Below are 25,136 nucleotides of genomic sequence, written 5' to 3' on the forward strand. Positions count from 1 at the left end.
TGCCCAAAGCGTCACTTCGCCGTGGTCTTTACCCCACCGAAACGACGGTCGCGGTGGACGTAGTGGTCGATGGAGCGCCACAGGGCCTCACGCCCGTAGTCCGGGAACAGCTCCGGCGCGAAATCGAGCTCCGCGTAGGCCGCTTCCCACGGCAGGAAGTTCGAGGTGCGCTGCTCGCCTGAAGTGCGGATGACCAGATCGCAATCGGGGATGTCGGGATTATAGAGGTGCTCGGAAATCATTTTTTCGGTGACGCGATCGCCGCTGATCTTGCCGTCGCGAACTTCCTGGGCGATGGCCGCAGCCGCATCGGCGATTTCGGAACGACCGCCGTAGTTGATGCAGAAGACCACGTCGATTGTGGAATTGTGCTTGGTGCGCTCCATGGCGACCTCAAGCTCGTCGATGACGGACTTCCACAGCTTCGGGCGACGGCCGGACCAACGCACGCGCACGCCCCACTCGTCCATCTGGGCGACGCGGCGATGGATGATATCGCGCGAAAAGCCCATCAGAAAACGGACCTCCTGCGGGCTGCGCTTCCAGTTTTCCGTGGAGAAGGTATATAGGCTCAGGTAGCGCACCCCGGCTTCGATGGCACCGGCGATCGTGTCGAAGACGACCGGTTCGGCCGCCTGGTGGCCGTGGGTGCGTGTCAGGCCGCGCTGCTGGGCCCAGCGCCCGTTGCCGTCCATAATCACGCCGACGTGACGAGGAACCTTGTTTTTCGGGAACGCCGGGATGATCGAGGGGTCGGAGAACGGCGCCGCCGGGACGTCAAGCGAAGTGTAGTCCACATGTTCAAATGCCATACTTACGAATCTAGCAACTTCAGCGAACGAATGGGACGTTCGAGGTAATATTCACCCCATTCTTCAACAAATCGTCGTATCTCGGCCTTCAACGGCGCATGGTCGAGTACATTCCAGTCACCCTCGACAAGCGCCTCCATCTGCTCGCGGCCATCGAGGTCGATGCGCCGGGAGTCCGGGGTATGGTCGGTGGAGCAGAGGATGCCGCCGGAAGCCACGGAAAAGTAATCGAGGTCGTCACGTTTACCGCACACCGCGCACGAGGAAAGCCGCGGGGTCCAACCGGCTTGAGAAAGCGCACGCATGACGTAGGAGTCGCTGATGGCCTCGGACGGATGTTGAGCACGAGCAAGGGCAGCCAATGCGGAGATCAGCAACATATATTGGCTCCTTGCTGGCTCGTGTTCGGTGGAGACGAGCTTGTCGGTGGTTTCGGCGATGACGTTGGCGGCGGTGTAGGCGTCGTAATCCACGCAGATCCGGGCGGCATAGGAAGAAATGGAAGCGGCCTGCGAGACGACGTCGAGTGAGCGGCCCTCGGCGATGAGCAGGTCGTCGCGCATGAACGGTTCCAGCCTGCCTCCGAAGCGCGATTTGGTGCGCCGCACGCCTTTGGCCACGGCACGCACCTTGCCATGTTGCTTGGTCATGAGGGTGATGATCCGGTCGGCCTCGCCGAGTTTGACGGTTTTCAAGACCACGCCTTCGTCACGATACAACGCCACCGAAATCACCTCCCTCAATGTGATAACAGATATATACTACGGTCACCACTCGTCGCTATGCCTTAAGCTAGAGCATCGCCTGACAGGCCACACAATCCGATCGTAGCGCCACTAACCGGTCAATCCCGCTAGTTTTCGTATGTTTTCGTACTTCAAAACAAACGTTTTCTCGCAATATTGACCGGTTACTCGCAGGATAATCAGCAATAACATGGTACAAGCGGCGTGACAAACCGTGTTTCAGAAAATGAACAGGCCCCAGAAGGCGAAGAAAAGCAGGACGCTGAACATCGCGGCGGCAACCAGCCAGAAGAAGACACGGCCGAAACGCTTCGAAGCGAAAACCGGCTCGCGACCGCTGACCACGTCCCAAATCGCGCCTTTTCGCGGTGGAATCTGCGCCAGTCCACGCACCTGTGCGACCTCGATGCAACGGGCAAGAATGCGGGCCCACGCCCACACCACAAGAATCGAAACCACCTGAATGACCGGCCAGCTCCAATACATCATACCGGGGTTCTCCGTGGGAGCCCCGCCCCAGCCGAGCTTGACCACGGCCATGATGACCTGCCCCAGGCCGGCGCCGAAAAGCACGAACGTAGCAAGCGTCGTAATCGTAACAGCCAAAAGCTCACCGCCGAATCCGCGCATGAAGCCGAACACTTTGTTGTGATTGCCGCGAATCAGACGGAACGCCTTGAGCGCGCAGCCGATCAATGCCATCAGCAGCGCCGCAAGAAGCAGTACCACCATGCCGACGTTGACGATGGTTCCGTAGATGGTGAGGTTTCGACTCGCCTTGAGTTCCAGCGGCACCGCAATGGATTGACGAATGGTCGTTCCGGCGACCAGCTCGCTGGTCTGTTTGAGGCCGGAAGTGGTGCCGACGGCCCAGGAGATGACGTCATTGATGTAATCGTCGGCGAACGGCGTGCCGGTGTCAGCCTCGTCGCCGAGCCGCAGAACGTGGTTCGCCACGGAATAGCTGCGCACCGTCACATCCTGATTGCCTGCACGGTGGGCGGAATAGAGGATATGCTCAAGCCCTTCGACCTGCGCGGTCAGGACGTCCTTGGAACCATAGACCACCATGGTCGGCACGGCGTAAGCCTGCGGCAGATCCATCGGAAAATCAAGATTGTGAAGTCCCATCATGTCGGTATCGGCATGGAAAAGCCTGCGGACGATGGACTGGTAGCCGTTGTTCGCCCCGACCAGCGAGAAGTCCTGCCCGACGAAGAATCCCAGGGACTGGCGCGGGCCGTAGACCATCGGGCTCAGGAGGAGCTGGAAGGCGATGCGCTTGTCGTATTTGATGACGTAGGGCGAAATCCAGGTGCTTTCGGAAGTCGCGTAAAGGCCGACCTTGTCCGGGTCGACGTTGCGTTGCGTGCGTAGGTATTGGACGACTTGATCGTAAGCCTTCGCGCTTCCCGGATAGTCACGGGTCATGTCGTTGGTCGACCAGACCGGTTTATCCAAAACGGCCGTCACAAAGCCTGCGGACGAAAGGTCTTCGGCTGCGTCGCCGAAGCTGTTTTCCGCGGTGCCATAACCGGCGCCATGCATGAAGACCACACCGGGGTGCTTTGCATTCGCACCTGCGGGGTCTTTGGGCGCTCGAATCAAAACGTCGATATGCTGTATTTCGCCGGTGGCAGGCCGTTTGATGTCCAGCTTGACCGTACGCGAGGAAACCTTGAAACTGTCACGGTGCGCCAACGGCACGCCTTGCGGATTGTCAAACGTAACGGCGGTGTTCGGCGAAAGTGTGGAGACGGATTGGCCTGTCGGCTCCCTCTTCCAAGGCACGCTGGTGAGGTTGGAAACCGTGACCAGAATGCCCAAAAGCACAATGAAAATCGGGATGGTCACCAGAAGACGGCGGCCAAGCCCCCACGAAGTGTTGGGTTTGCCGCCCGCAGATTTATCGGCAGAATCCCGAATATCTACGGAAGAACCATTGAGATTGCTATCACCGCTGCCATGGGTGCTGCCACCGGGAAACCCTTGAGACATATGGGACTGAGCAACCTCATTGTCGGCGTTCTGGCTTTGAGCTCCGGATGCCTTGGCTTGGTTGGACAGTTGTTTTGACACAGTGCTTATATTAAACGAACCATGGCACAGCGTACGCTTCTGGTGGAAGCGTCACTCACCGGTCTTCTGATCGTCGCTTTTAGGAGTACCGAAATCCGGGAATGCGATATTGGGAATTCCGTCTTCAGAACCGGCACCGGTGGCGCCGCTGCCTGCGTTATTCTGCACCGGAGTGTTGATCGTCGGCACCGCAGGATTGAAAGCCGCCGTCTCGGCAGTGTTTGAAGCGCTCCCGGAGGCATTCGCCATGTTTGCCAAAGCGGCCAACGAGGAACTGGCATCGGAGCCGGCCGCGTTATCCTGCGAAGGCGCAGCGGTATTCGGCGTATTATTTTGCGCCCCTACACCATTAGGCAAATTCGGGATTACCGGAGAGGAGGTATCGGGAACAGCGGCGTTGAAGTCAAACGTCGAGGAAGAAGCGGCGGTCTGCGAAGTCTGCGCAGGCTCTGGCTGATAGACCGGAGCAGGCGATTGAGATGGAATCGTCGGATCAACGAACGGGGCCGTGGTGTTGTCTCCGATGAGCGGGTTGACAGACGCGTTGTTGACGCCGGAATCAGGCTGCGATTGGGCAACGACCGGAACGGCCACTGGCGCAGCAGACATACCCGCCGACTGTGCGGCTGCGGCAACGGCATTCTTTTGGTTGTAGTCGCTGATACGCGCATAAGACTCGACACGGCTCAGAAGCTGGACGCACGCATCAAGATAGTAGTCGACCTGACGCTCGTCATAGCCACGGCTGCCCTTGCGCTGGGTGAAGATGACATTGGCCACGGTGCTTGAGTTAAGATCGGCCAAATCCTTGGCCTCATCACTGCTCATTGACCTCACGCCCAAATCATCGGCGGACTTGGTGATGATCTGATCGATCAAGCGATCGACCTGCTTGACATCATAGGAAGGACGCTTCTTCTCACCACGGATGAAACGATCCTTGTGGCTGCGCTTGGCATGAGCGCTTATCATGCTATAAAGCTGTTGGGTACGAGCCTGCCATGCGACGTTGCCGTTGCCGGCAATCTGACGGGCCGTCTCCTTGTCCACCACGGCGTGCTCAAGGCGTGCCAGCGCGGCGTCGACCTCGGCTATGACATAGCCGCCTTTGGTGAAGGTGAATGCAGCGCTCTGAATATCCTGCTGCGTCAGCTCGCCATCATTCCTGTCATACATTTCATGGGCCCGCTGAAGGAAATCATCCACCTGATCAACGTCATAACCCCACTTACGCTTCCCCGCATATTCTATTCCCGTCGAGCTTTGGTTGTTCTCCGACTCTTCAGCCATCAGTTCTGCCTCCTGAGGTGATCTATGCATCTGTGCCAGTATACGTGGTCGTTACGACGCAATACGATTGCCTTCACGTAAAAATCGCAAACAGTGCCTAAGCATACACTAATACTACTTGACGAATTTAGACAATACAACTTCCGAAAAAATTCAAAAGGACCGCTTCACACAATCCGTTCGCATGACAACTGTTATGCCTGCAAAGTATCGGAGACGGCAAAGAACGCGCTGAATGCCTACCTGAAATCAAGCCGGACGAAGCGTCGAAAAGCTCGGAGCCCGGTAGTAAAAACATTCTTACGATACACGCTGCATTCTTTAAAAGGTTTGTATAAAAGGTTTGTATGATGCAAGCAAAGACGCCCTTGCCCTTGATCAATAGGATACCCATAAAGCAAGGTCGGGACGCGAAATCAGCCAACCAGGCTATTCAAGATGAAGCGATTCGTCAGCGACGCTGAAATGCTCGCCAAGCCCGATTTCCGCCTGATCGCCCTGATGAAGGATCCTGCCGGCCACGGTGGTGCCGTTTGCCGATCCCAGGTCCGAGACAATGAACCGCCCGCCGCCGAGACCGGTCACCGACGCGTGCACCCTGCTGACATTGGTATTGCCCGCAACCCTTGCACCGCAACGTTTGGAACGGCCGATCACCACCGAAGCCGTAGCCGAGCACAGCCTGGAACCGTCGCTGTCGCGTACCACCACAAAAGAGAGCGACGCCGGAGATTGCCGGGAAAAGCCGGGATCTGCGGGAGCTGTTTGATTGCCCATTCCCTTGGGCTTGCGCCCGCCAGATTTTGCACCATGGTTGACGGATTTTGCATCATGGTTGACGGATTTTGCGTTATGGTTGACGGATTTTGCGTTATGCGGCGAAGCGGTACCGGCAATGGGTGGATTCGAAGATCTCAAGGCCCCTGACAACGCTCGGGTGCCGGAATCAAGGGCGGTTTTCCTAGCTTTTGCCTGATTGGAGTGAATGTCGTTTGCTCCATGGTTTTCGACTTTGGATCGGCCCGCTGGCTTCGGAGATTGAGCTCGTGCCGAAGTGGGGAATTTGAGGCTTGGCAAGGTGTCCTCGTCCAAGTCGCAATCGGAATCGGCAACTGCATCTGCATCGCTCGAATGTCTGCGTGTCTGCGCGCCGCCACCAACGGCAGCTTGGGCATCAGACGGGAGGGGAGGACCGGCAGGTGCAGCGGGCGCCTCTGGAGGATTGAGATGAGCCTGCACGCTTGGAGGCTGTGGGGCAGGGGTCTGCCGACGCGCATCGCCATCGTCCTGGGCATCCCTTCCGCCGGCGGCAGGATGTTGCGCATTGGCAGCAAAGGGATCGAACACGGCCTCCTGCGCATGCCCCTTAGACGAATAATCCTGCGCTGCCGACGACTGCCCGTCCGCCATACCCGAACCGCCGCCGAAGTTGTTTGCCAGAAATTCGTTGAAGTCGAACGCCGAAAACACACGCGAGCGCCGCACAAAATCCATCGTGCGCTCGGTGAGTTCCCGATCGTCCGCCAGCACGAATTTCACCTTGCTCGGATCGGCAAGAAGCGCCAGCAGGGCGAGCACCGACATCTGCTGAACAACGGGGGCCATCGGCAGGCAGCAAAATCTCATTGCGTCTTTGGAGACATACACGTTTTCCGGTTCAAAACGCAACGCTTCCATCGGCAGGTTCGCCTTCGAGCACAGATCGCCCAACCTGCCCAGCGAGCGCAACAGCGAAACATACTGCGAACGCGAGATGCCCATGCCGAGATATTCCTTGAGCGTCGGCAAACCGGTGATGTCGTAATAAAAAAGATTGCTGTGGCCCTTGACCTCGTATTTGAACTTGAGCAACACCGGGGAAGGCCAGGTCGCCAGCCATTCGGCACGTTCATAATCCAGTTTCTCCCCGCGTGTGGTATGGATGCTCAGCGTTCTCGCTTTGGTGCGGCGGTCCTTCAGTTTCTTCTCTTTCACGCTATCCCCTTCAACGCTCGGGCTATGGACACACCCAACGTGCGAATCCTACGGATACAACTTGGCAAAATTATCTAAATATAATTATTATAATCCATTAAAAATAATTTTGACAATAAATCGCCGCAAACCCGCAGCCGACTCCGGTTCTCCAACCGCCATGGCAACCTGCCGGTCACCATTCGCGGGACATCCTTCTCGGGTCTCGGGCAGGCCGTCCAGGAACTCATGCCCCCGTACACACCCAACGCGTCCCTCGGCACGAACACCTCTCGCCGTTACAATCCTTACGGAACGCCCAGTTGACACCCACCATGTTCCACAACGCCGACTGGCGCGACACATCACGCAGCTCCATGAACACAAACCGCCGCGTCAGCACCGGACGACGCCGCGGCCACTCTCTTCGCATTCACCGTGACAGCCCCTTTGCACGACCGATAAATACTATCGACGTGGTCTCGTGCCACCCTAAGACGCGAGAGCTTCTCCTCAATATCAAGATTCGGACTTTGAGCGGAAGCAATACATGACTGCACATTCTCCCGTTGCCATTCCAACTGTCTTCCACTCTGACGCATCATTACCTCCTGGAACAATCCCTCATTGGTATCCCGTGTTTACCCTTATTGCCACATTACTTCGTCACAAACCAAGCAACCAAGCGGCCGAACCCACGGTCACGGGCAACCCCGAGATCACGGGCACGCTCGTCAATCACCTCCAACGACCACGCGCAGTTGACCATCAGCTGCAGGGCGAAACGATATTCCCTCCGTCTCTGCCATTCATGACCGACACCCCCGGCATCGACATACACGACGACGAAGTCACCGCCATCCCGCAACAGGCACGAAGCCCCATTCTTCAACGACCCACAGGAATAATAACGTCCATCAATCGAACCTGGAACGGAATCAGGAACCTCCCAAGGCCCACCGCGAAACAAATCCATACGCTTCAACCCCTTCGGTCTGCCCATGACAGGATGGTCCACCAACAGGCTCACACACAACACAACGTCCTCAACCGAATACAGCATGATGAGAGCCTGCTCCGCCCCCCTGTGGATACCCGATACCCGGAAACCAACGTCTTTCCGGACAATCCTGTAGAAATTCTCGGAATCACCATGGCCGGGGAACAGCTCAGGCAAACAATCCACACGCCCGCGCCCTTGCACCACTACAAATCGGTATTGCCTGGCGACCAGCCTCAACTGCTTCAAGAGCTCCTCCATCTCACACCTCCACTATGCAACCCTAAACATGAAAACTGATGTCAAAACTCATGACCTCAACTCCAAATCATCAGCCATATTCATATAAAGCGGCGAGACAAACCCCACAAACAACAAAGCTGTGATGCAAACAGAAAGATAAGCAAAATCACGCTCCATCACCAACATGAAGACAAGGCATAGCAGACATACCAGATTCAACGCTTTGCAACCAATCCCCAACACCCGCCGCGTTCCGCCCGTACGACGGAACGCGAAAACGCACGCCAACATCCCCTGAATAAACATCGCAGCAACAGCCACGACCAACGCCATGTCAATAATCCATGGATCAAGTTTCTCACGGATCGAAAAGATGATTTCATGAAACAGAAAAAGCGAGCCAAGGCACTCCGTGATTCCCAAAACATACGTGAGCATATGGGACTTTCGAGGATTGTGCGGCGCATACCACGGCACCTTCACGGGACGGCCATCATCATCCTTCTCCGGCTCGTCCACACGGTCGAGAGGGCCGATCAGTCTGTCCCACCGGTCACCCGCCGGCACCGAACCGACAACCGAATCCCAACCATCATCGACGCCATGACCAACGGCATCGCCCTGGCCGGCCGCCTGACCGTCAACCGGAGCAGTGCCACAACCGGCAACAACACCGTTCGTTTCGTGCTCATCCATCATGACCGCCCTCCGTCAAACGCGCCGCCAGCGGCCTTGTCCGCCGCCTCAAACCTGACCACCGTGAAACTCATTTTCCCTCCACCCATCTGACATACCGGTTCAATACCACACCGGGAAGCAAACCAATCGCCAACAGACACATGCCGAAGACCACCCAATAACGGTCACGCGAGGCAAACACAACCACCGCGGGAAGAAGACAGCACAACGGCCGCGCACGCCATCACACCAGCGTGACCCGGCTGCCGTCGACCAGCCCCGCACCAGACACGCTCGCCGCGGGATTGAGCAGACGGCCCGTCCCCGAATCCATGAACGCCACATCGCCACGGTCCACGTACCGGCCCGGCTCACGGCCAGCCAAAATCGATCCGGCCAACACCACGGCCTCGTGCACCGACATCCCCGACGGCACCCCACATCATACGACCGCCGCGTCGCCGGCAACCACACATGCAACAACACCCTATCGCCCTGATCCGCCATCAACCCATCCTTTCAAAGAACACGACACATCCCACCCGCAAAGGCAGGCACCACACAAAACCCGGGCCGGAAAAACCCGACGCGCCAAAGGTCACCAGTCATGGACCCACTTCTGCAACGCGTTGACGACATCGTTCAACGTCCTCTGCGCATCGCCGATGATGCCGTTGTTGTCGATCTTCTGGTTGTTCAGCTCATTTATCTTGTCATGAATCTGATCGTACACGTTGTCGACCGCGTTCGTATACAAATCCGCATCACCATGCGCACCGCTCTTCCTATGCTCGAAATCCTCACGCCGATCACCCTGCCAGGTACCACCCACGTCATACCCCTTAATCGAACGCGACAGCCCCTTGCATGACTGGTAGATGCCGTCGACCTGGCCGAGGGCCGTCTTCAGGCGGGCCAGCTGTCTGTCGATCTCCGCATTCGAAGCTTTCGCGGACGCGATGCACGACTGCGCGTTCGACCGCTGATTCTCCAGCTGTCTCCTACTCTGCGCCATCCCAATCAACTCCTTAATGTTCACCAGCCCAAATGAAAGCGCAGCCCAGGAATTAGGCCCGACCAGCTTCGTCCGGATCATCCACCTCTTGTATATACCCCTCACGAATCAGATGCTTCACGCTCGACAATGCCGCCCCCTGCTCAACCACATCCAACGCATACTTCCGCCGAATCACATCGGTCTCATCATCTGGCCGCACGCCAAACTCATGGGCACGACGATCAATCTCCTGCAAATCCCAAGCTCGGTAGGCCAACAGAGGCACACGATTCGAATACGATCCGACCTCCCCCGGCTGCATGAACAAGCCACCGTCCCGACCCGCGTACATCAACACGAACCCGCCACTATTCTCCTGTGCATCCATCAGGCACACCGCACCAGGCTTGGGCTTCCCCGCCGAATACCATCGCCCGTCCAGATATTTGGAAAACAGGTCAGGCAGATCCCACGGACGACCATCATACGAATGGAACGTGCGAATCTCCTCAGGCCAGTCCATATAAGGATCATGCATCAGCAAGTCAGCCAACAGCCTGAGGTTCCCCTCTCCCTTGACCGTCATCACGGGCGATGTCACGTTGCGATGCACTCCATACACCTCGCAACCCTCCGACGAAGGCACGAACCGGTAGAAATCCTCCCGATCCACCGTCTCCTCACCCGTCTGCTCGAAACAATCCACGCCAACGCCGGAACGATACAACAACCACCACCGTCGGCGAGCCACCGGGCTCAGAGCACCGACCACAGTATCAAAATCCATCAAAACACCTCCAAAAAGTACAATTGGACCAAAGACAACCGGGATAAGTCTTATAGGTCTACACTCCAAAGGCTGCTAAATTTTTCCCGCACGAAAAAGGCCACAATCCTCTCCGCATCAGGATTGTCTTCAGACCCAAAAGCGCACACACGATTCCACGCACACCGCAGGGTCCACGCAGCCTCCGCCATCGCAGATACCGCGTGGCGGTACACGGAATAGCCGTAAGCGGCACTGTCCGGAACCAGCACCTCATGCCTGCCAGGGACATTGCCATACTCGTAATAGCCATCCCCGCCATCCACATACACCAGACGATACACCGGCAAACCATCACGGCCCGCACCACCGCCGACCAGACACACCGCATGCCGTCTTAGCGAACCGGACGACCACCATCGCGAGTCTATGAGCTTCCCGACTGCCTCAGGAACCTTCCAAGGTGTCATTCCCCCTTGTTCCAGTTTGTAAAGTTCCAGAGGCAACTCCGGCCACACTTGGCGGCAAGCCGCAAGTATCGATGGGTCATGAGTCTCATCAGGATCACCATGCTTCGCCAACATCAGGTCGAACAACAGGAGCAAACCGTCCAAAGTATCCACTTTGAGGAACGAATCATGATAACGACCGCGGTACCTGGCATCGAACCCGTCATCGGTGAGATACACACAGAACATATTCTCCACCTGGAACCCCAACGGGCTCAACGCGACACCGGCGACACCCCCATTCAGCACATCCATATTCGCCTTCCACCCATACCGCCGCGCCACGGGATCCAACGCCGCAGCCACTCTCTTCGCATTCACTGCGATAGCCTTTTGCACGACCGATAAATACTATCGACCTGGTCATGCGCCACCCTAAGACGCGACTGTTTCTCTTCAATATCACGATTCGAACTTTGAGCGGAAGCAATGCATGACTGCGCATTCTCCCGTTGCCATTCCAACTGTCTTCCACTCTGACGCATCATTACCTCCTGGAACAATTCCTCATTGGTATCCCGTGTTTACCTTTATTGCCACATTACCTTGTTACAAACCAAGCAACCAAGCGATCAAACTCGCCGTCACGGCAATCCCAAAATCATACTTCCCGGCATTTTCATTAACTTCGATATCTTTGGCGGTCAGTTTGCCGCCATTTGTGCTTTATCGCGAAGAACTTTGCCTTCCGGTTTCCTGTTGTCCGAAGTTTCATACTTCGCGGCGCTTTTCACCAAGGAATCGACATCTTTTTGCACTTACACTGAAGCTCATGACCTAACCTCCACGAAATCAAGAAAATGCAACACGGAATCGATGCACATCGCACCCACAAACAGCATCACAAAGCACACCGCGATATACTCGCTGCCCGAACGCAGCACCACGTCCATCACCGCAACGAGAACCAACAGCACAAGCCCCACACGGCATGACCAGCGAACGACCTCGCGCCAAGCACGCGAACGCACACCCACGAACGTCAAAGTCACTGCACCCGCCACTAGACATACCAGAGCCACCACGCCCAACGACACCAACTCCACCATCTTGAGCATAGACGGACCAGCAAGCACCGATATAATCCCCAAGAAAATAGCCATGCATACATTCAGCACACCCATCGCTATCAGGCAACCCTTGGCGCGTGACGGCACCACCGGCACCACATTCCGTTTCCGATACATCGGACGCCGACCATCACGACGCTCTTCGCCTTGCTCTTCATGATTCTGATTGACCATTTCTATCTCCCTCCGAAGGAAGCGCTCACGGCTTCATCGCTATCCTGCAGCTGCTTTACCGCAGACTTCAAAACCTTGACGTCAGCCGCCAGCAAGGACCCATACTTTTTGCAAACGTCATTAACGTCCTTGAGCTGGCGTTTGAATTCGTTATAGCCATCGGCTGAACTTCTCCCTCGAAAGGACTGAACTTATCAGGAAGCTTCACCACGACAGCATTCAATGAATTCTCAATATCCACCAAGCCAATCTCAGTAAATCCCATTATCTCACTTCCAAATCATTAATGTTGGCCATCACTGCAGGACTCAACATGCCACCAGCAAGCATTCCCCAACCCAATAAAATCTTCGGAAAATCACCACCAAGCGCCAAAAGAGCCACTCCGGCGGCCAGACATACCACAAATGACATCTTCGAAACCGACAACACATTCTTCTTCGCACCCACGCTCATGCGCCAAGCCAGCAACAGGATGCTGACCGCTAACAGCGGCAACATGACCGGCCCAACAGCAAAGCACACGACCTGAGGAAACGTAAGAAGAGAGCTCTCTGACGATGCCAGAACACCCAACAGCCACCATTCAAAAACATCGACCCCCAGCGTCACCACACCGTAAAAGCCCACGTAGAAACGGAGATAGCCCTGATGACGGTGTGCCCATGTACCCTCTTTCCGCCGGCTCACAATTCATCTCCGATCGAACGCGCGGCATCGTCAGCTCCCTGCCGTTTGTGTTCCTTGTTGAGGCGTTCGGCCTCTTCCAGCCAGTCCAGCTCCGGACGCATCAACGCCAACGCCCGACGCCCGCACCCCGGACGCACACGACCCAGACGCGCCAACCACACCGCACGCCGATACCGCCGCGACCCCGCACGCACACGACGCCGCACCCCGCGACGCACCCGACGCGCACCGCCCAACGCGCCACCCAGCGCCTTCCTCGGCACGAACGCCCCCTCGCCGTTCCAATCCTTGCGGAACGCCCAGTTCACACCCACCGTGTTCCACAACGCCGACTCACGCGACACATCACGCAACCCCATGAACACAAACCGCCGCGTCAGCTCCGGACGACGCCGCATGAACGCATACGGCGTACGCACCAGCGACCCGTCCGCCGCCACCTCCTCGGCACCCAACTCACCCAACGACACCGAAAGCGACACCGACCAGCCATCCGGCACACCACCATCCGGCACCACCGCACCATGCGCTGCGAAAAACCGGCCACACATAACCCCACGCGACAAAAACGGCAACGGCGGGCACACCAAATACCACAAACCAAATAACCACAGGCATATCATGATCAACGGGGCGAGGATATCCCCGAAGCCGTTCGGGACCTCTTTTCCGACGGCATAGTCGAAAAGCACGCAAAGGGAAATACCTCCATAGGCGATACCCATCACCGATAAAAGCAATCCCAGCGTGCGCATGTACCGGTCGTTCTCCGCATGGTACAGCTCCACGAAATCGTCGTAACCCACCCCGAAACAAAACGGGCCAAGCCACGGCCGCTTATCAGCTGCCGCAGCATCGGAACGGCCTTCATTCGCCACCATTTTTGCTCCCCTCGAACAGCTCATCGGCCTACGAGCCGATTCACTTCTTGCCACCATATACACCAATACTGCTTATGCAACCAATCAACTCCCTTGCCAATCGCAATGACAGCCGTGACACTCACTACTGCACCGACCGGACCACCAATCAACGCGTACAGCTATTCCGGGCAGAAACTCCCGGCCAACCCTCAGCCATCACCGACTCCTTCCACTAAAAACCACGATCGACAACAACACGGAACAACCCGTTCACTTGTTCGCCGCCCACGCCGGCGGGCCGTTCAGATACTTCCTGTCCGCATACAGCCACGAACACAACCCACGCCACCAACGACGCGGGCCACGCAACCGGGTCTTCCGAATCGGCAGACCGTACGCCAGACCGCCGCAAGCACATGTGTCACCTTCCACGCTTTCCGCCTTTCACCCGCTTGTTCCTAGGCCTCCCCACATTCCTGAGACCCACCAAAGAAGCCTCCTTCAAAATGCCCAAAACACAAAAAACGGGGGCGACAAAAAGACCGATATAGTCACCTACATACCGCTCCCCATGGGCCACGACCGCAACGGCCACACACAGCATCACCATCACGGCGACCGCCATTTCAGACCACACGCGCAGACGTCTGTACCACACCGTCGTCGGCCAATGGGAGAATACCACGGCAAGCACGCCACACACACAGGCACCCACCATGCTGGCAACCTGAGCCACCACCGCCGAAAAAGAATCACCCACACTGCCTACTATGTCGGTGAACCATATCACCAACGCAATGAACACCGTGTACAACAGCAGCAACACACCGATCCCGAACACTCGGCCCTTGGCCCTTTGCGCAATCAACGCCTCGTCATCGGTACCCTCCCAGATACTCCGACGTTCCCCGCGTCCCTCATTTTCCTTCATGACTTCCCCTTGGCATGCTGTGGCTCATGCTCGCGCGGCGCAGCCATATGCTGCCCTGAAAGCGGCGCCGGTCAGTCGTCCACCGCCCACGGCCTCGCCACAATCAAAAAGACAGGGCACGAAACCGAACAGCCCGCCGATGCACATCGCCTTCTCATCGCCATGAGCCGCGAACACCGCACACCCCCAGACCGGTATATCCCAGATGGCGCAAAGCAAGGCGGCAGGGCGTATATCTTGCCACCTCCCTCATAGACGTTCCTTCCATCCCTGTCCTCATCAACGAACCTCATCATCGTCCGATTCTTCTCTCATTCCGACAAATCCACGGGATCATCCACAATCCACTTCCGGACACACATCCAGGAAGCCACCGGAAAGAAAAGGCCGAACACCCCGAACAGGCACATCACCTTCTCGTCATCGGACAACACCACGAACAGGACCACCATGCACACCACCGACACGAACGCCGACACACACGAAGCCGCCAGCGCCGCATTGGCCCTGTCCGCCGAAAGGACACGCGACAACCGCCGAAACATGACACCGACAGGAACCATGCAAACTGCCTGCACAAGACACGACACACCGATGTAAGGGTCAGGCCCTGGATTCTCCGCAGGCGTCAGGAACATCGCGCCCATGCCCGCGAGGAACACTGCAAACCCAAAACACATGTAAGCAAACTGCCCGGTCCGCCTCCGGTACGGCACATAGCTCATCTGCCCGTGATACAGGGAAGCGCCCGACGCGTCCTCATCAGCCCAACGCTGCACGCTTTCAGAATCAACACCAATCCTCATCAATCCACACACCGCCTACACCAGCACCAGCGGGCTGCCGTCGACCAGCACGCCACGCGCCACCAGCGAGCCCACCAGCTCGCCGGGCGGCAACAACTGCCCCGCAGGCGTTCCGTCACGACGGGCCAGATCCGCACCACCAGAATACGAGAACACCCCCGAGGCACGAGACGCCACCAGACGCGCCGCCAGATCCGCCGCCGCACCCACACGCAACGCGCACGGCAAACGCAACGAATACACCCGCCCGTCAGCCGGCAGCAACACCTCCACCAACACCTTGCCACCCAACACACCAGACTCAGCCATCGGTATTCCTCCTTCAACCTGTAACCCACATCATGAGCATGCGCGCAGAACAACGGCCTATACCAATCATGCAGAAAAGCTACGCTTCGTCCCGCGAACCGTCATCCGCAGATTTGCTCCCCGCATCCACCAAATCATGGGCAACTCCGGAATTCCCCTGCTCCTTGGCCTTGAGATACTCGGGCTCATTCTCCTTGAGCATCTGCAGATAGTTAAGCCCTTCGGCAGGCAGATAGCCGATGGAATAGACGCCATCGACGCCCGACCTGTTGAACAGCACACCCTTCAACGGGTCCGTGCTCCCCTCCGGATACGGGTAACCCATGTAGTCCCACAGCCTTCCCGTCTCCTCGTCACGCTGCATCGCACCAGCGATCATCAGCAGGCGGTTCGTATCCTCCACATGTACCACCGAGCCGATCGGAAGCCACTCATCAGTCCTGAACATAGCTATTCACCTTTTCTGTTTGCTTATCTTTTTTCTACTTGTAATCACATGCATCCCAAGACAACGGGAATCGAAACACCGGTTCAGTCTTTCATCCGCGACCATTGCTTCTGAGCGCTTGAAGCCGCCTGTGAGTATGCCCTTGCAGCGTTATTATTCGAATCGACCGTGTTTTGCGCGTCGGTACATGCACTTGACCACGCATCGACCTGTCTCTGCAAACGGGTGATGATCGAGTCGCACTGCGAACTCACGTAATCCAATGTACCTTTGTTGCCGTTGCTGATATTGGTCGCGCCCGAACACGCGTCCACATCGCCAATGCCCTTAACAGCGTCATCACCCAGGGACTTGAGCAACGTCATGATGCCCTTGTTCTGGTCCTTGAGATTCTTAAGAGCGCCGTTCTTGAAATTCCTCGCGTAGTTGATGGACTCGTTCGCCCCGTTGATCCACCCGGTAAGCGTGTCGACCGTGTTCTGTGCGTCCTGGGCAGCCTGGCTGCACCTCTGCGCCGATTGATTGTCCGAGTCGATCTCGTCCCGCAGCTGCTGTTTTGTTTTCCTCATCCGTTTTCCTTCCCTTTCGGGGACTTCACCGGCCGACGGCAGGAGGAGCAGCACCCCATTCGATGCGCGGCACGCCCGATAGGCGCTCCAACAAGCTCCCGCCTGCCACGAACTCGATGTCCATGTACGAATACAACGTCCGGTGCTCGTCCCACACCGATAGGTCCGGATCCGGGTTGGGCACATACACCAAACGCATCACCACCCCGGCATCAGGTACCACGAACGAGAACACCCAAGGCTGGGGCCCCACACGCAGGTCACGTGCCTGCGGGATGGCCTCGAGCCTGGTGCGCCGGTAATCCACACCCTGCACCGGATACACCCGGTACCGGCCCGAGGCGATGCCATCCGCCAGATCCGACAACAGGCCGGCATCCACCCCATGAGCGGACGCCAGCGCCCTGGCCGCGTCCACGCTGCCGCCCCGCAGCCCGGCCAACATCTCCTTCTCCTCCTTGTCTTTGCAGCGCACATACAGCGGCGTGCGCGCGAACCTGAACACGGAAGACAGACCGGAATTCCGATTGAACGACTCCTCCCAACCGTCTGGATCGCCAAGACCAAGCAGATTGAACTCGTCCTTGCTGGGCTGCCCCGGCGCGAAACGTGTGAACGTAGCGGAACCTACACCGAAATACGCAGCGAAGGAACGGTACTCCTCCTCGCCCTCGTCAACGTCCGGCATCAGCCCGTCCGCCACCGCGAACGCACAACCGCGCACCGGTTCCACCAACGACGCCAGCGCCGGACACGGGATGCCGTCAGAGTCGACCAGCCCCAGACCCTGGAACGAGAACTCCAAGCGACTGCGCATCCTCTCCAGCGTGTCCGGCTCGCCCACATACGAGAACGGTACCAGACTCTCCGACACCAGGAAACGCAGATAATCCGGGCCACCAATCAGCACATACAACTGCTCCGGATTGAACGCCACAGAACCCAACGACTCCACCGTCCACCCGGGACGGAAGCTACCGGCCAAACCCTCAGCCATCACCGACTCCTTCCGCTTAAAACCACGATTGACAACAACACGGCATACCTCACTTGTCCGCCGCCCATGCGGGCGGGCCGTCCAGATACTTCCCGTCCGCATACAACCACGACCACAACCGGCGCCACCAACGACGCGGGCCACGCAACCGCGGCGACGCGGCCGAAATACGCCCCCGGCACCAGGAGACGAACCCGTCCACATCAGGCACGACACTCCGGTCCACCAACACACAACCGGACAAATCCGCGAACTTCACATCCGCAATCGCCGGGATGATGTCCATACCCGACAGGCCGCCGGCTGACGGCGAGAGCACCACCGCCTCCTCCGTCAGCCGCACACAAGACAACTGAGACCAGGAGGCACGCACCTTACGCTCCCTGCCCCGCACACGGCGCAGCAGCACCACGCCGTTCCTGTCCGCCAGCAGGCGGCACGGCGTCAACCAATGCTCGTCGAAATTGCCGCTCCGCCACGCTGAAACCGTCTCCTGTGCCCGTCGCGTATTCAACGCCGGCACATCGAACCAGTCACACGCCGACCACAACACCGTACGCATCAACAACCAGCACGAATACGACCTCGTACACACCAGCAAACCGATCAAACCGATAGCCGCCAAAAGACAAGCATCGAACGGCGTATACTCAGAGAACCCCACCCACAAGGCCGCGAAACCGACAAAAGCCAGAAATACACCAATGAGGCGTATCCCCCTGCCGTACGCGTTCGACGCCTGCGCGAACCGGCACCACATCGAACCGGTCAACGTGAAATCAAACGACCAAGTGCCGGAAGGGGATTCATCCAACGGTTTCCCCTGCTCCGAACGCGAAGGAGCCGCTGGCGTGCCTTCCACCGGCGAAAGCTCGCGAGCAGGAGGCGTCCTCCCGCTTGAATGTCTACCTACCGAAGATAAAACCACTAGCTGCACCTCCAGCCGCATTGGCAGCATGATTTATAAGTATGCTTGCGCCAACTTGGGCACCGGCAACCACCAGTGGAGCAAATGAGCCAGTCAAGCCTGCAAGAAGCGCACCTACGCCTATTGTGGCCGCAGCTGTCACCGCAGTCGATACGCCAACTTTGACACCTTCCTTGCCAGATGCCTTAAGACCTGCGCCCAGCTTCTGGCCAAATGATCCATTGGTGCCCAAAAACGCACCGACACCTTTAGACCCAACCGTGTAGACATCGATGGCCTTTCCCGCAACACCGAGCCCTTTATTTGCTATCCCCGCGTATTTGCCAATAGCCTTGAATTTGTTGCTCTTAAGATACTTATTGATTCCTTTGGCTCCATTGACCTTCCACTTGCCTTGCTCCAAGCAATCACGAGCCTCACGCAAATCCTTGAGAACCGGACGCTCACGCGCCTTCGAATACCCTCTCACCTTCGTTCCGTCGTCCCGTACGTACCCTTTCACATGCTGATGCTTGCTCATATAAGTATGGTAGGGAAGAAAATCCTTGAACGTACTTTTGAAAGATTTCAATATTTCGTCAGGATCGCGCAGATTATGCAGAGCCTTCGACGAATGCGTATATTTAATAAAATCTGAAAGGAATTTCGACAGTTTATCCGTAACTTTACCGGGAAGGGATTTGGTCCAATTCGGGATGTCGCCCACAATCGAACGGCTGAACAAATCATTGTACCTGTTGTCGAAATCCTTCATGGCGTTGCCATAGTTATCCCAGGCCTTTTTCGCATTGTCGACGGCTGATTGCTGGTTCGACAGCGCCGTCCCCAAACCTGTCAGCGCATTGACAATGTTCACCGCCTCATTGCCATCCAGCCTTCCGGCCTGCGACCACGCACTGTTGACCGAAGCCCCCAGAGAAGCAAACGCCTGATCAAGATTAATCACATCCTGGCCGACACCTGCTGAATCATCGTACGTGACACAAACCGAATTAGTCACCGAGCCGCCGAGCTTGGTGGCCACATCCGATCTTTTGGTGGAAAGATCACCGGTCAGCTCGTTGTGGGCCTGACCCAAGTTATTCGCATATTTTTCAAGACCATCTGCAAGAGCGCTAGCAACCGCTATCCATGCCGAAGCCATATAGGCTTCCGAATTCGCCGCTTCTCCGCTATTGGTACCGGACACATCAACGGAAGACTGCATGCTGGCGACCGAAGACACCTTTTCATGTAGGTCATCCATGTCCTTCTTCGCAGCGGCCAAATCATCAGTATCTATCTTCAGCATCTTTCACCTCACCGCATTGCATTGTCCAGCAGCCCGGGCGTCAGCCTCTTTCAAGGCAGCTGACGCAGAGGTTGTCTGATCCGAAAAACTGGCAAGTCCCTCTGCCAGAACATCCATAAGAGGACGCGCTTCCTGACACATCTGTCGTGCCATGTTGCCAGATGGGCCCTTCCATGAGTCCAGCGCCTGCGAGGCAGTGAAAATATAATGGGCAGAAAAGACTATCGTGTCACTCATTGATTTGAAGTTGTCGGAAACCTGCTGTCAGGCGTCCTCGTTCGACTTGATTTCCTTACCACTCATCGTTTCTCCTCCTTTTCGGATTTGCCTTCATCTTCTCGGTGCTGCAGCGGACGTATCTTCACTACGCCGCCGTGGGAAGCGAACACGGCGTCCTTGGCACCGAGCCCTTTCAAAGCGGACATTGATATGCCATACGTGTTGACCAGCCCCTGTCCGCTGTTGAACCCGGCCCCCAGCCATATCCCGTCCTTGTATGCGGTCATGGCCGTGAACCACGTCTCATAGACGCCCTTGGCCCTCCATGCTTCGGTGCCGACCACGAAGCCGGTATGTCGCCTAATCTCGTCCGACGAGACGAGACGCGTGAACAGCGCCCCGGTATCCGGTGACAGACCGGAGACCAACGTCATCACCGAAGGCACCAGCACCAAATCGAAACCACCCTGCTCGACAGCATGCAAAGCGTCAAGCACTTCGGCATCCTTCGAACGCACGTCGCCGCAACCATCAGGAACGGCCCCGTCGATGTCCAGCACCACGGCACGCACCCCCGCCTCGGAGAGCGAACGGGCCAACCCACGGAAGTAGGAGCCAATCAGGTCCGCATCGTTGCCGCCAACCAGCATCACCGGCGTACGCCGCGCATCGAAGCACACCGGTTCGATACCCTCGACCGATATACCCGCAGGCACACACGCACGGCCCAAGGAAAGACCGGCGAACGCCTCCGGGGTAACGACCTTCGGCAGCACCGGAATCGCCGGGGCCGGCTGCCCCGTCCACTGCTGCGCGTCACGGCCGGCGAAGCCGCGTATCACGTCACCCTCGCCGGACGGATCCTCACCGAGCGACACCCCCTGGAACTCGTACACCTTCTTGTCCGAGGCAACCAGTCCACGACGCAAAGCGTGCGGCGGAACCATCTTGCGCGCCCCGCTGCCCAGAATCATGCCGTAATCGTTCTCGTCATTGAACGCGGTGACCACGCTGAAGCCCATATTCGACCTCAAACGCATGCGCAGACCATTCGCCGTGGCCGCCGTGACAACGAAACGCACACCGTAGCGCACGCAATCACGCGTCATCGAGTTCAGATGGTCCTCCATGTCCGGGAACGCCTCATAGAACGCCGGCACACCCACCAGCAGCACCAGAATCTCAGGCTCCGCGGCCCCGGCGTCGGCATGATCGTTGTATCCGCCGATGGAACCGCCATAAGGGGCGAACAGCTCACGGCGACGTTCAATCTCACGGCCCAACAGACGGAACATGCTCTCCACCCGCTCGACGTCTCCGGAAAGCACCACACCACCGCAATGCGGATCATGCGCAAACGCCGAAAACACACCAGCACCGAAATCAAGGACATAGAAACGCAGATGCGCGGGATCCATCCGACCGGCGAGCTCCATCAGCATCGCAGCCAGCCATCCCTCCGGATCGGTCGACGGATCGCCGTAGACGCACAGGTTGCCGTCGTGCCCGATATCCATCGTCATCAACGCCTGCCGCTGCTGTTCCGGATCATCCAGCTCACCGCCGACCAGCACCAGATCCGAATCCCCAGGCCAAGCATCCGCATACTTCTCCCGCAACCCGTCCAAGGTGACACGCGCCGGCAACGGATCCAACCACAACGGGTGCGCCGACAGACCCGACGCGGCCGCGACCTCGCATATCTGCGCCAGCACTGCGTTCAGCTCCGAGACCTTCGAGACCGAAGACCCACCCGACGCGGGACGAAGCCGCGCCAACGGTTCGCCGGCCAGCCCCACCAGCTCCACCGATACGTCACGCTTGGGCTCATAGACGTCACGCTCCACATACGAACCGCCCGCATACGCCGCCTGCCCGCCAACGAACAGCTCGTCATAACCCACCAACAGATAGAACTCGCCGGGACGGTCGAGCTCGGCCGCGTCAGGGCGACGGATCATCTCGCGGCTGTCCGCCGCATCCGCCACCTTCAACGAAACGCGGAACCTCGCGTTGCTCGCGATCTGGTCCGAAACCACACCCGTCGGCTTCTGCGTCGCCAACACAAGGTGCAACCCCAGCGAGCGCCCGATACGCGCCGCCGAAACCAGCTCGTCCATGAAATCCGGCTCCTGCTGCTTCAACTCCGCGAACTCATCCGCCACCACGAACAGATGCGGGCACGGCTCCTTCAACACCCCTTGACGCCAGTACGAGATGTACTTGCCGATATCCATCGTCGCTTCGCCTGTGATATCGCAGGCCTTGTTGAACAGCGCCTGACGTCGCTTGAGTTCGCTTTGGATGGAGACCATACTGCGCGTCACCGCGGCACCGTCGAGATTGGTGATCGTGCCGGCAAGATGTGGCAGACGGTACCTGTCGTTGTCGAACGCCCCGGCCAGGCCACCGCCCTTGTAATCGATAAGTACGAACGAGGCCTCATCCGGTGAGAAATTCAAGCACATCGAAAGAATCCAGGTAATAATGAATTCTGATTTACCGGAACCGGTGGTGCCTGCAATCAGACCGTGCGGGCCATGGGCATCTTCGTGCAAGTCGAGGTCGACCAGCTCCCCTTTGGCCCCCACGCCCACCGGAGCCGCCAATGAACGCGACGAATCGTGTTTCTTCCAACGGTCGGCCACATTGAGTTGTAGGACGCTCCCGGCCTTGAACATCTCCATAAAGCCCAACGACTCCGGCATCGACCCCTCAGCTTGCGAAGCGCTCAGATGCGCGCGCGAAAGCGCCAGAACAAACCCCTCTGCACGGTTTTCGGACAACAGGATATCGGGGCGGAAATCACGTTCCGTACCCCCGACATCGCTACGGTCAAACATCTTCGAAACTCCGGCAAGCACACCCGGGGTGCCCAAGGCATAATCGCCACGTGCCAATTGAGCATCGTCGGGATTGCCGAATTTGACAACCTGAGAGCATTCTCTCGGCAAATCCTTCAGTTCATCGGCCAGGAATATGACGCAGAAGCCCTTGTTCTCCCCAACCTGTGAAAGCTTCGCGACGCTTGACGAGCCCGAGGCCAAATCTTTGTTGGCACAGAGCACCACATAGAACGGCATACTGGTGCGCGCATTCGCTTCGCGATCATCCGCCCGCTCAGCCAAAATCTTACCCAGCATCGAGTCCAATGCCATCAATTCGGTGGAATCCCCGGCAAGATATCGCACTTTTCCATCGTCGCTGCGCGCATGCGGAGCGTCCTTGAGAAACCCCCATTCCCGCTCTTCCTGCGGGTTGACGATAGCGGCTATCTTCACCTCGTTATAGCTATAAAACCCGCATACCTGAGCCAAAAGCCCTCTGACGAAATCCCAAGTGACCGGACGCGACCCCACCACGCCCAAGGTCTTGGTCGCCGCCAAATCGACAGCCACGGGCGCTTCCATCATCGTCGGCTTGTCGGCAAGCGCCTCCGCCTGATCGAGCAGGGCATCGTCTTCCATGCTGAATCCATGGTTGGGAGCTTCGACCTTGGCCTGCACGTGTTGTCGTCCCATTCCGACCCGCAGCTGCAAGAAGTCGTCATGCGTCGCATTACGATCCATCAGATGCGGTGAAAGGTCATAAGCCCGCTGCAGCACCTGCGCCAGCGGAGGACGGTTTTCGTTCAAAATCGCGATTTGACGGTCACGTTCCTGCAAAAGCTTTGCAGTAATCGAATTGAGATAGTCGGTGTACTTGCTTTGGCGACGGCGTTCCTCCCGACCTTCCACCTTTTTGGTATAGCGCTTGCTGATCATCGGCCAGATTACGGTTCCTCCGATCATGGCCACAGCCATCGCTACGGAAGGCAACGCGGTCATGATGTTGCCACCATGCGAAAGATTGGACAACGCGGAAATGGCCATGAACACCGAGCCAATGCCCATCAGGAAGGAAGGTCCTAACTGCATCAACGCCGGCTGGTCCTTCTGCTTCGGGGATTGCGGGGGTTCGTCGACATGGAAGGACTTGACATGTACGGTATGCATCAGCCTGGGAGCCGGGTAAAAAAGTTCCGGTTCTTCGACGTCATCGTCCGGCTTGGGGGAAGATGCCTCGATATTCTCATGCGAGACTTCCTGCCAATTCTGCGAAGTCCTCAAGAGTACGCCCTGAGGGGTGTTGACCGAGATAAACCGCAGACCGACGGTAAACACCAAATCCATGATCTGCACCAAATCGCCGGGATTCAGGCGCATCGCCTGTCCGCCCGCCAATCTCTCGCCGTTGACGAAAGTGCCGTTGACGCTGCCATTGTCGACGACGGAAAAACCGTCCTCGCGATATCGCAATGTGGCATGATGTTCCGAAACAAAAGGAATCGCATAGACGAGCGCATTGTCAGCCCCTCGCCCGATGGGCAAATCGGCAGGCCTCGCGAATGCGACCTTATGGAATCTTTTGGTTCCTTGCGATATCGGATGGATGAAAAGCAACGCGACGGTGTCGTAGACGACCTGTCGCAATGTAACCACACTGCCTTGTGGGTTACGCATCACATCGTAATGTTCAACCGTTTTGCCGTCGTCGCCGAACAAGCGACAACCGGAATCCGCAGACAGTGTCATCCCGTTTCTATCGGTACGGACCGTGGCGCTCGGAGTGTTCTGACCATGCCGACTGAAGCCTATATGGCAGACACCGAACGACCCGCTTTCAACGGCAAAATTTTCAAGTTGTCGGGCATCGATCAATGTCACCGCATATGCATTGCTGGGCATAGTTCCCTCCGAAACACAAATTACGAGATTGGTTTAATCGC

At 57.5% G+C, this 25,136-nt stretch carries 24 protein-coding genes; all 24 read right to left on the bottom strand.

Annotation, left to right across the window (positions count from 1 at the left end; all coding sequences use genetic code 11):
* Positions 1-11 precede the first annotated feature (11 nt).
* Positions 12-812: an isoprenyl transferase gene (locus OZX67_RS07095; protein ID WP_277142045.1), complete on the bottom strand. Its 801-nt coding sequence runs from the start codon at positions 810-812 to the stop codon at positions 12-14.
* Between the two features lie 2 nt (positions 813-814).
* Positions 815-1,537, bottom strand: a complete 723-nt coding sequence (gene recO / locus OZX67_RS07100) for a DNA repair protein RecO (RefSeq protein WP_277142046.1) — start codon at positions 1,535-1,537, stop codon at positions 815-817.
* A 240-nt stretch (positions 1,538-1,777) separates the two neighbouring features.
* Positions 1,778-3,415 carry an alpha/beta hydrolase gene (locus OZX67_RS07105; RefSeq protein ID WP_277145021.1) on the bottom strand — a complete coding sequence of 546 codons (1,638 nt, stop codon included), beginning with the start codon at positions 3,413-3,415 and terminating at the stop codon, positions 1,778-1,780.
* Between the two features lie 273 nt (positions 3,416-3,688).
* Entirely contained in the window at positions 3,689-4,927 is a 1,239-nt protein-coding gene (locus OZX67_RS07110) for a DivIVA domain-containing protein (protein WP_277142048.1), read from the bottom strand.
* 429 nt (positions 4,928-5,356) lie between these two features.
* A complete protein-coding gene (locus OZX67_RS07115; RefSeq protein WP_277142050.1) occupies positions 5,357-6,901 on the bottom strand; it encodes an FHA domain-containing protein in 1,545 nt (514 codons plus the stop codon).
* Between the two features lie 637 nt (positions 6,902-7,538).
* The gene (locus OZX67_RS07120) at positions 7,539-8,129 is read right to left on the bottom strand and encodes a hypothetical protein (protein ID WP_277142052.1); all 591 of its coding nucleotides are present in this window, start codon (positions 8,127-8,129) and stop codon (positions 7,539-7,541) included.
* A gap of 60 nt (positions 8,130-8,189) precedes the next feature.
* Positions 8,190-8,822 (bottom strand): hypothetical protein, encoded by a 633-nt coding sequence (locus tag OZX67_RS07125; protein WP_277142054.1) that lies wholly within the window; start codon positions 8,820-8,822, stop codon positions 8,190-8,192.
* Positions 8,823-9,045: 223 nt separating this feature from the next.
* The gene (locus tag OZX67_RS07130) at positions 9,046-9,225 is read right to left on the bottom strand and encodes a hypothetical protein (RefSeq protein ID WP_277142056.1); all 180 of its coding nucleotides are present in this window, start codon (positions 9,223-9,225) and stop codon (positions 9,046-9,048) included.
* Positions 9,226-9,399: 174 nt separating this feature from the next.
* Positions 9,400-9,816 carry a DUF5082 family protein gene (locus tag OZX67_RS07135; RefSeq protein WP_277142058.1) on the bottom strand — a complete coding sequence of 139 codons (417 nt, stop codon included), beginning with the start codon at positions 9,814-9,816 and terminating at the stop codon, positions 9,400-9,402.
* Between the two features lie 52 nt (positions 9,817-9,868).
* Positions 9,869-10,399: a hypothetical protein gene (locus OZX67_RS07140; RefSeq protein ID WP_277142060.1), complete on the bottom strand. Its 531-nt coding sequence runs from the start codon at positions 10,397-10,399 to the stop codon at positions 9,869-9,871.
* Between the two features lie 236 nt (positions 10,400-10,635).
* Positions 10,636-11,394: a hypothetical protein gene (locus OZX67_RS07145; RefSeq protein WP_277142062.1), complete on the bottom strand. Its 759-nt coding sequence runs from the start codon at positions 11,392-11,394 to the stop codon at positions 10,636-10,638.
* A gap of 449 nt (positions 11,395-11,843) precedes the next feature.
* On the bottom strand, positions 11,844-12,317 hold the full coding sequence (locus OZX67_RS07150) for a hypothetical protein (protein ID WP_277142064.1): 474 nt from the start codon (positions 12,315-12,317) through the stop codon (positions 11,844-11,846).
* Between the two features lie 264 nt (positions 12,318-12,581).
* Positions 12,582-13,007, bottom strand: a complete 426-nt coding sequence (locus tag OZX67_RS07155) for a hypothetical protein (RefSeq protein ID WP_277142066.1) — start codon at positions 13,005-13,007, stop codon at positions 12,582-12,584.
* Positions 13,004-13,945, bottom strand: coding sequence for a hypothetical protein (locus OZX67_RS07160; RefSeq protein WP_277142069.1), 942 nt, complete (start codon positions 13,943-13,945; stop codon positions 13,004-13,006). The genes OZX67_RS07155 and OZX67_RS07160 overlap by 4 nt, the downstream gene beginning before the upstream one ends.
* A gap of 195 nt (positions 13,946-14,140) precedes the next feature.
* Complete coding sequence (locus tag OZX67_RS07165) at positions 14,141-14,302, bottom strand: hypothetical protein (RefSeq protein ID WP_277142071.1); 162 nt, start codon at positions 14,300-14,302, stop codon at positions 14,141-14,143.
* Complete coding sequence (locus tag OZX67_RS07170; protein WP_277142073.1) at positions 14,292-14,801, bottom strand: hypothetical protein; 510 nt, start codon at positions 14,799-14,801, stop codon at positions 14,292-14,294. The genes OZX67_RS07165 and OZX67_RS07170 overlap by 11 nt, the downstream gene beginning before the upstream one ends.
* Before the next feature lie 311 nt (positions 14,802-15,112).
* The gene (locus OZX67_RS07175) at positions 15,113-15,607 is read right to left on the bottom strand and encodes a hypothetical protein (RefSeq protein WP_277142074.1); all 495 of its coding nucleotides are present in this window, start codon (positions 15,605-15,607) and stop codon (positions 15,113-15,115) included.
* Positions 15,608-15,622: 15 nt separating this feature from the next.
* Complete coding sequence (locus OZX67_RS07180; RefSeq protein WP_277142076.1) at positions 15,623-15,916, bottom strand: hypothetical protein; 294 nt, start codon at positions 15,914-15,916, stop codon at positions 15,623-15,625.
* Between the two features lie 79 nt (positions 15,917-15,995).
* The gene (locus OZX67_RS07185) at positions 15,996-16,364 is read right to left on the bottom strand and encodes a DUF4176 domain-containing protein (protein ID WP_277142078.1); all 369 of its coding nucleotides are present in this window, start codon (positions 16,362-16,364) and stop codon (positions 15,996-15,998) included.
* An 83-nt stretch (positions 16,365-16,447) separates the two neighbouring features.
* Positions 16,448-16,933 (bottom strand): hypothetical protein, encoded by a 486-nt coding sequence (locus OZX67_RS07190; protein WP_277142081.1) that lies wholly within the window; start codon positions 16,931-16,933, stop codon positions 16,448-16,450.
* Positions 16,934-16,958: 25 nt separating this feature from the next.
* A complete protein-coding gene (locus OZX67_RS07195; protein WP_277142083.1) occupies positions 16,959-17,930 on the bottom strand; it encodes a hypothetical protein in 972 nt (323 codons plus the stop codon).
* Between the two features lie 49 nt (positions 17,931-17,979).
* On the bottom strand, positions 17,980-18,744 hold the full coding sequence (locus OZX67_RS07200) for a hypothetical protein (RefSeq protein WP_277142086.1): 765 nt from the start codon (positions 18,742-18,744) through the stop codon (positions 17,980-17,982).
* A 91-nt stretch (positions 18,745-18,835) separates the two neighbouring features.
* The gene (locus OZX67_RS07205) at positions 18,836-20,149 is read right to left on the bottom strand and encodes a hypothetical protein (protein WP_277142088.1); all 1,314 of its coding nucleotides are present in this window, start codon (positions 20,147-20,149) and stop codon (positions 18,836-18,838) included.
* Positions 20,150-20,448: 299 nt separating this feature from the next.
* Entirely contained in the window at positions 20,449-25,095 is a 4,647-nt protein-coding gene (gene essC / locus OZX67_RS07210; protein ID WP_277142090.1) for a type VII secretion protein EssC, read from the bottom strand.
* Positions 25,096-25,136 lie beyond the last annotated feature (41 nt).

The organism is Bifidobacterium sp. ESL0728 (genome assembly GCF_029392015.1).
Lineage (GTDB): Bacteria > Actinomycetota > Actinomycetes > Actinomycetales > Bifidobacteriaceae > Bifidobacterium.

Coding starts and splice junctions, on each gene's coding strand:
- OZX67_RS07125 (WP_277142054.1), bottom strand. CDS start 8,822: ATGATGGATGAGCACGAAACGAACGGTGTTGTTGCCGGTTGTGGCACT.
- essC (WP_277142090.1), bottom strand. CDS start 25,095: ATGCCCAGCAATGCATATGCGGTGACATTGATCGATGCCCGACAACTT.
- OZX67_RS07195 (WP_277142083.1), bottom strand. CDS start 17,930: ATGGCTGAGGGTTTGGCCGGTAGCTTCCGTCCCGGGTGGACGGTGGAG.
- OZX67_RS07135 (WP_277142058.1), bottom strand. CDS start 9,816: ATGGCGCAGAGTAGGAGACAGCTGGAGAATCAGCGGTCGAACGCGCAG.
- OZX67_RS07095 (WP_277142045.1), bottom strand. CDS start 812: ATGGCATTTGAACATGTGGACTACACTTCGCTTGACGTCCCGGCGGCG.
- OZX67_RS07185 (WP_277142078.1), bottom strand. CDS start 16,364: ATGTTCAGGACTGATGAGTGGCTTCCGATCGGCTCGGTGGTACATGTG.
- OZX67_RS07160 (WP_277142069.1), bottom strand. CDS start 13,945: ATGGTGGCAAGAAGTGAATCGGCTCGTAGGCCGATGAGCTGTTCGAGG.
- OZX67_RS07170 (WP_277142073.1), bottom strand. CDS start 14,801: ATGAAGGAAAATGAGGGACGCGGGGAACGTCGGAGTATCTGGGAGGGT.
- OZX67_RS07130 (WP_277142056.1), bottom strand. CDS start 9,225: ATGTCGGTGCACGAGGCCGTGGTGTTGGCCGGATCGATTTTGGCTGGC.
- OZX67_RS07180 (WP_277142076.1), bottom strand. CDS start 15,916: ATGGCTGAGTCTGGTGTGTTGGGTGGCAAGGTGTTGGTGGAGGTGTTG.
- OZX67_RS07205 (WP_277142088.1), bottom strand. CDS start 20,149: ATGCTGAAGATAGATACTGATGATTTGGCCGCTGCGAAGAAGGACATG.
- OZX67_RS07150 (WP_277142064.1), bottom strand. CDS start 12,317: ATGGTCAATCAGAATCATGAAGAGCAAGGCGAAGAGCGTCGTGATGGT.
- OZX67_RS07110 (WP_277142048.1), bottom strand. CDS start 4,927: ATGGCTGAAGAGTCGGAGAACAACCAAAGCTCGACGGGAATAGAATAT.
- OZX67_RS07190 (WP_277142081.1), bottom strand. CDS start 16,933: ATGAGGAAAACAAAACAGCAGCTGCGGGACGAGATCGACTCGGACAAT.
- OZX67_RS07175 (WP_277142074.1), bottom strand. CDS start 15,607: ATGAGGATTGGTGTTGATTCTGAAAGCGTGCAGCGTTGGGCTGATGAG.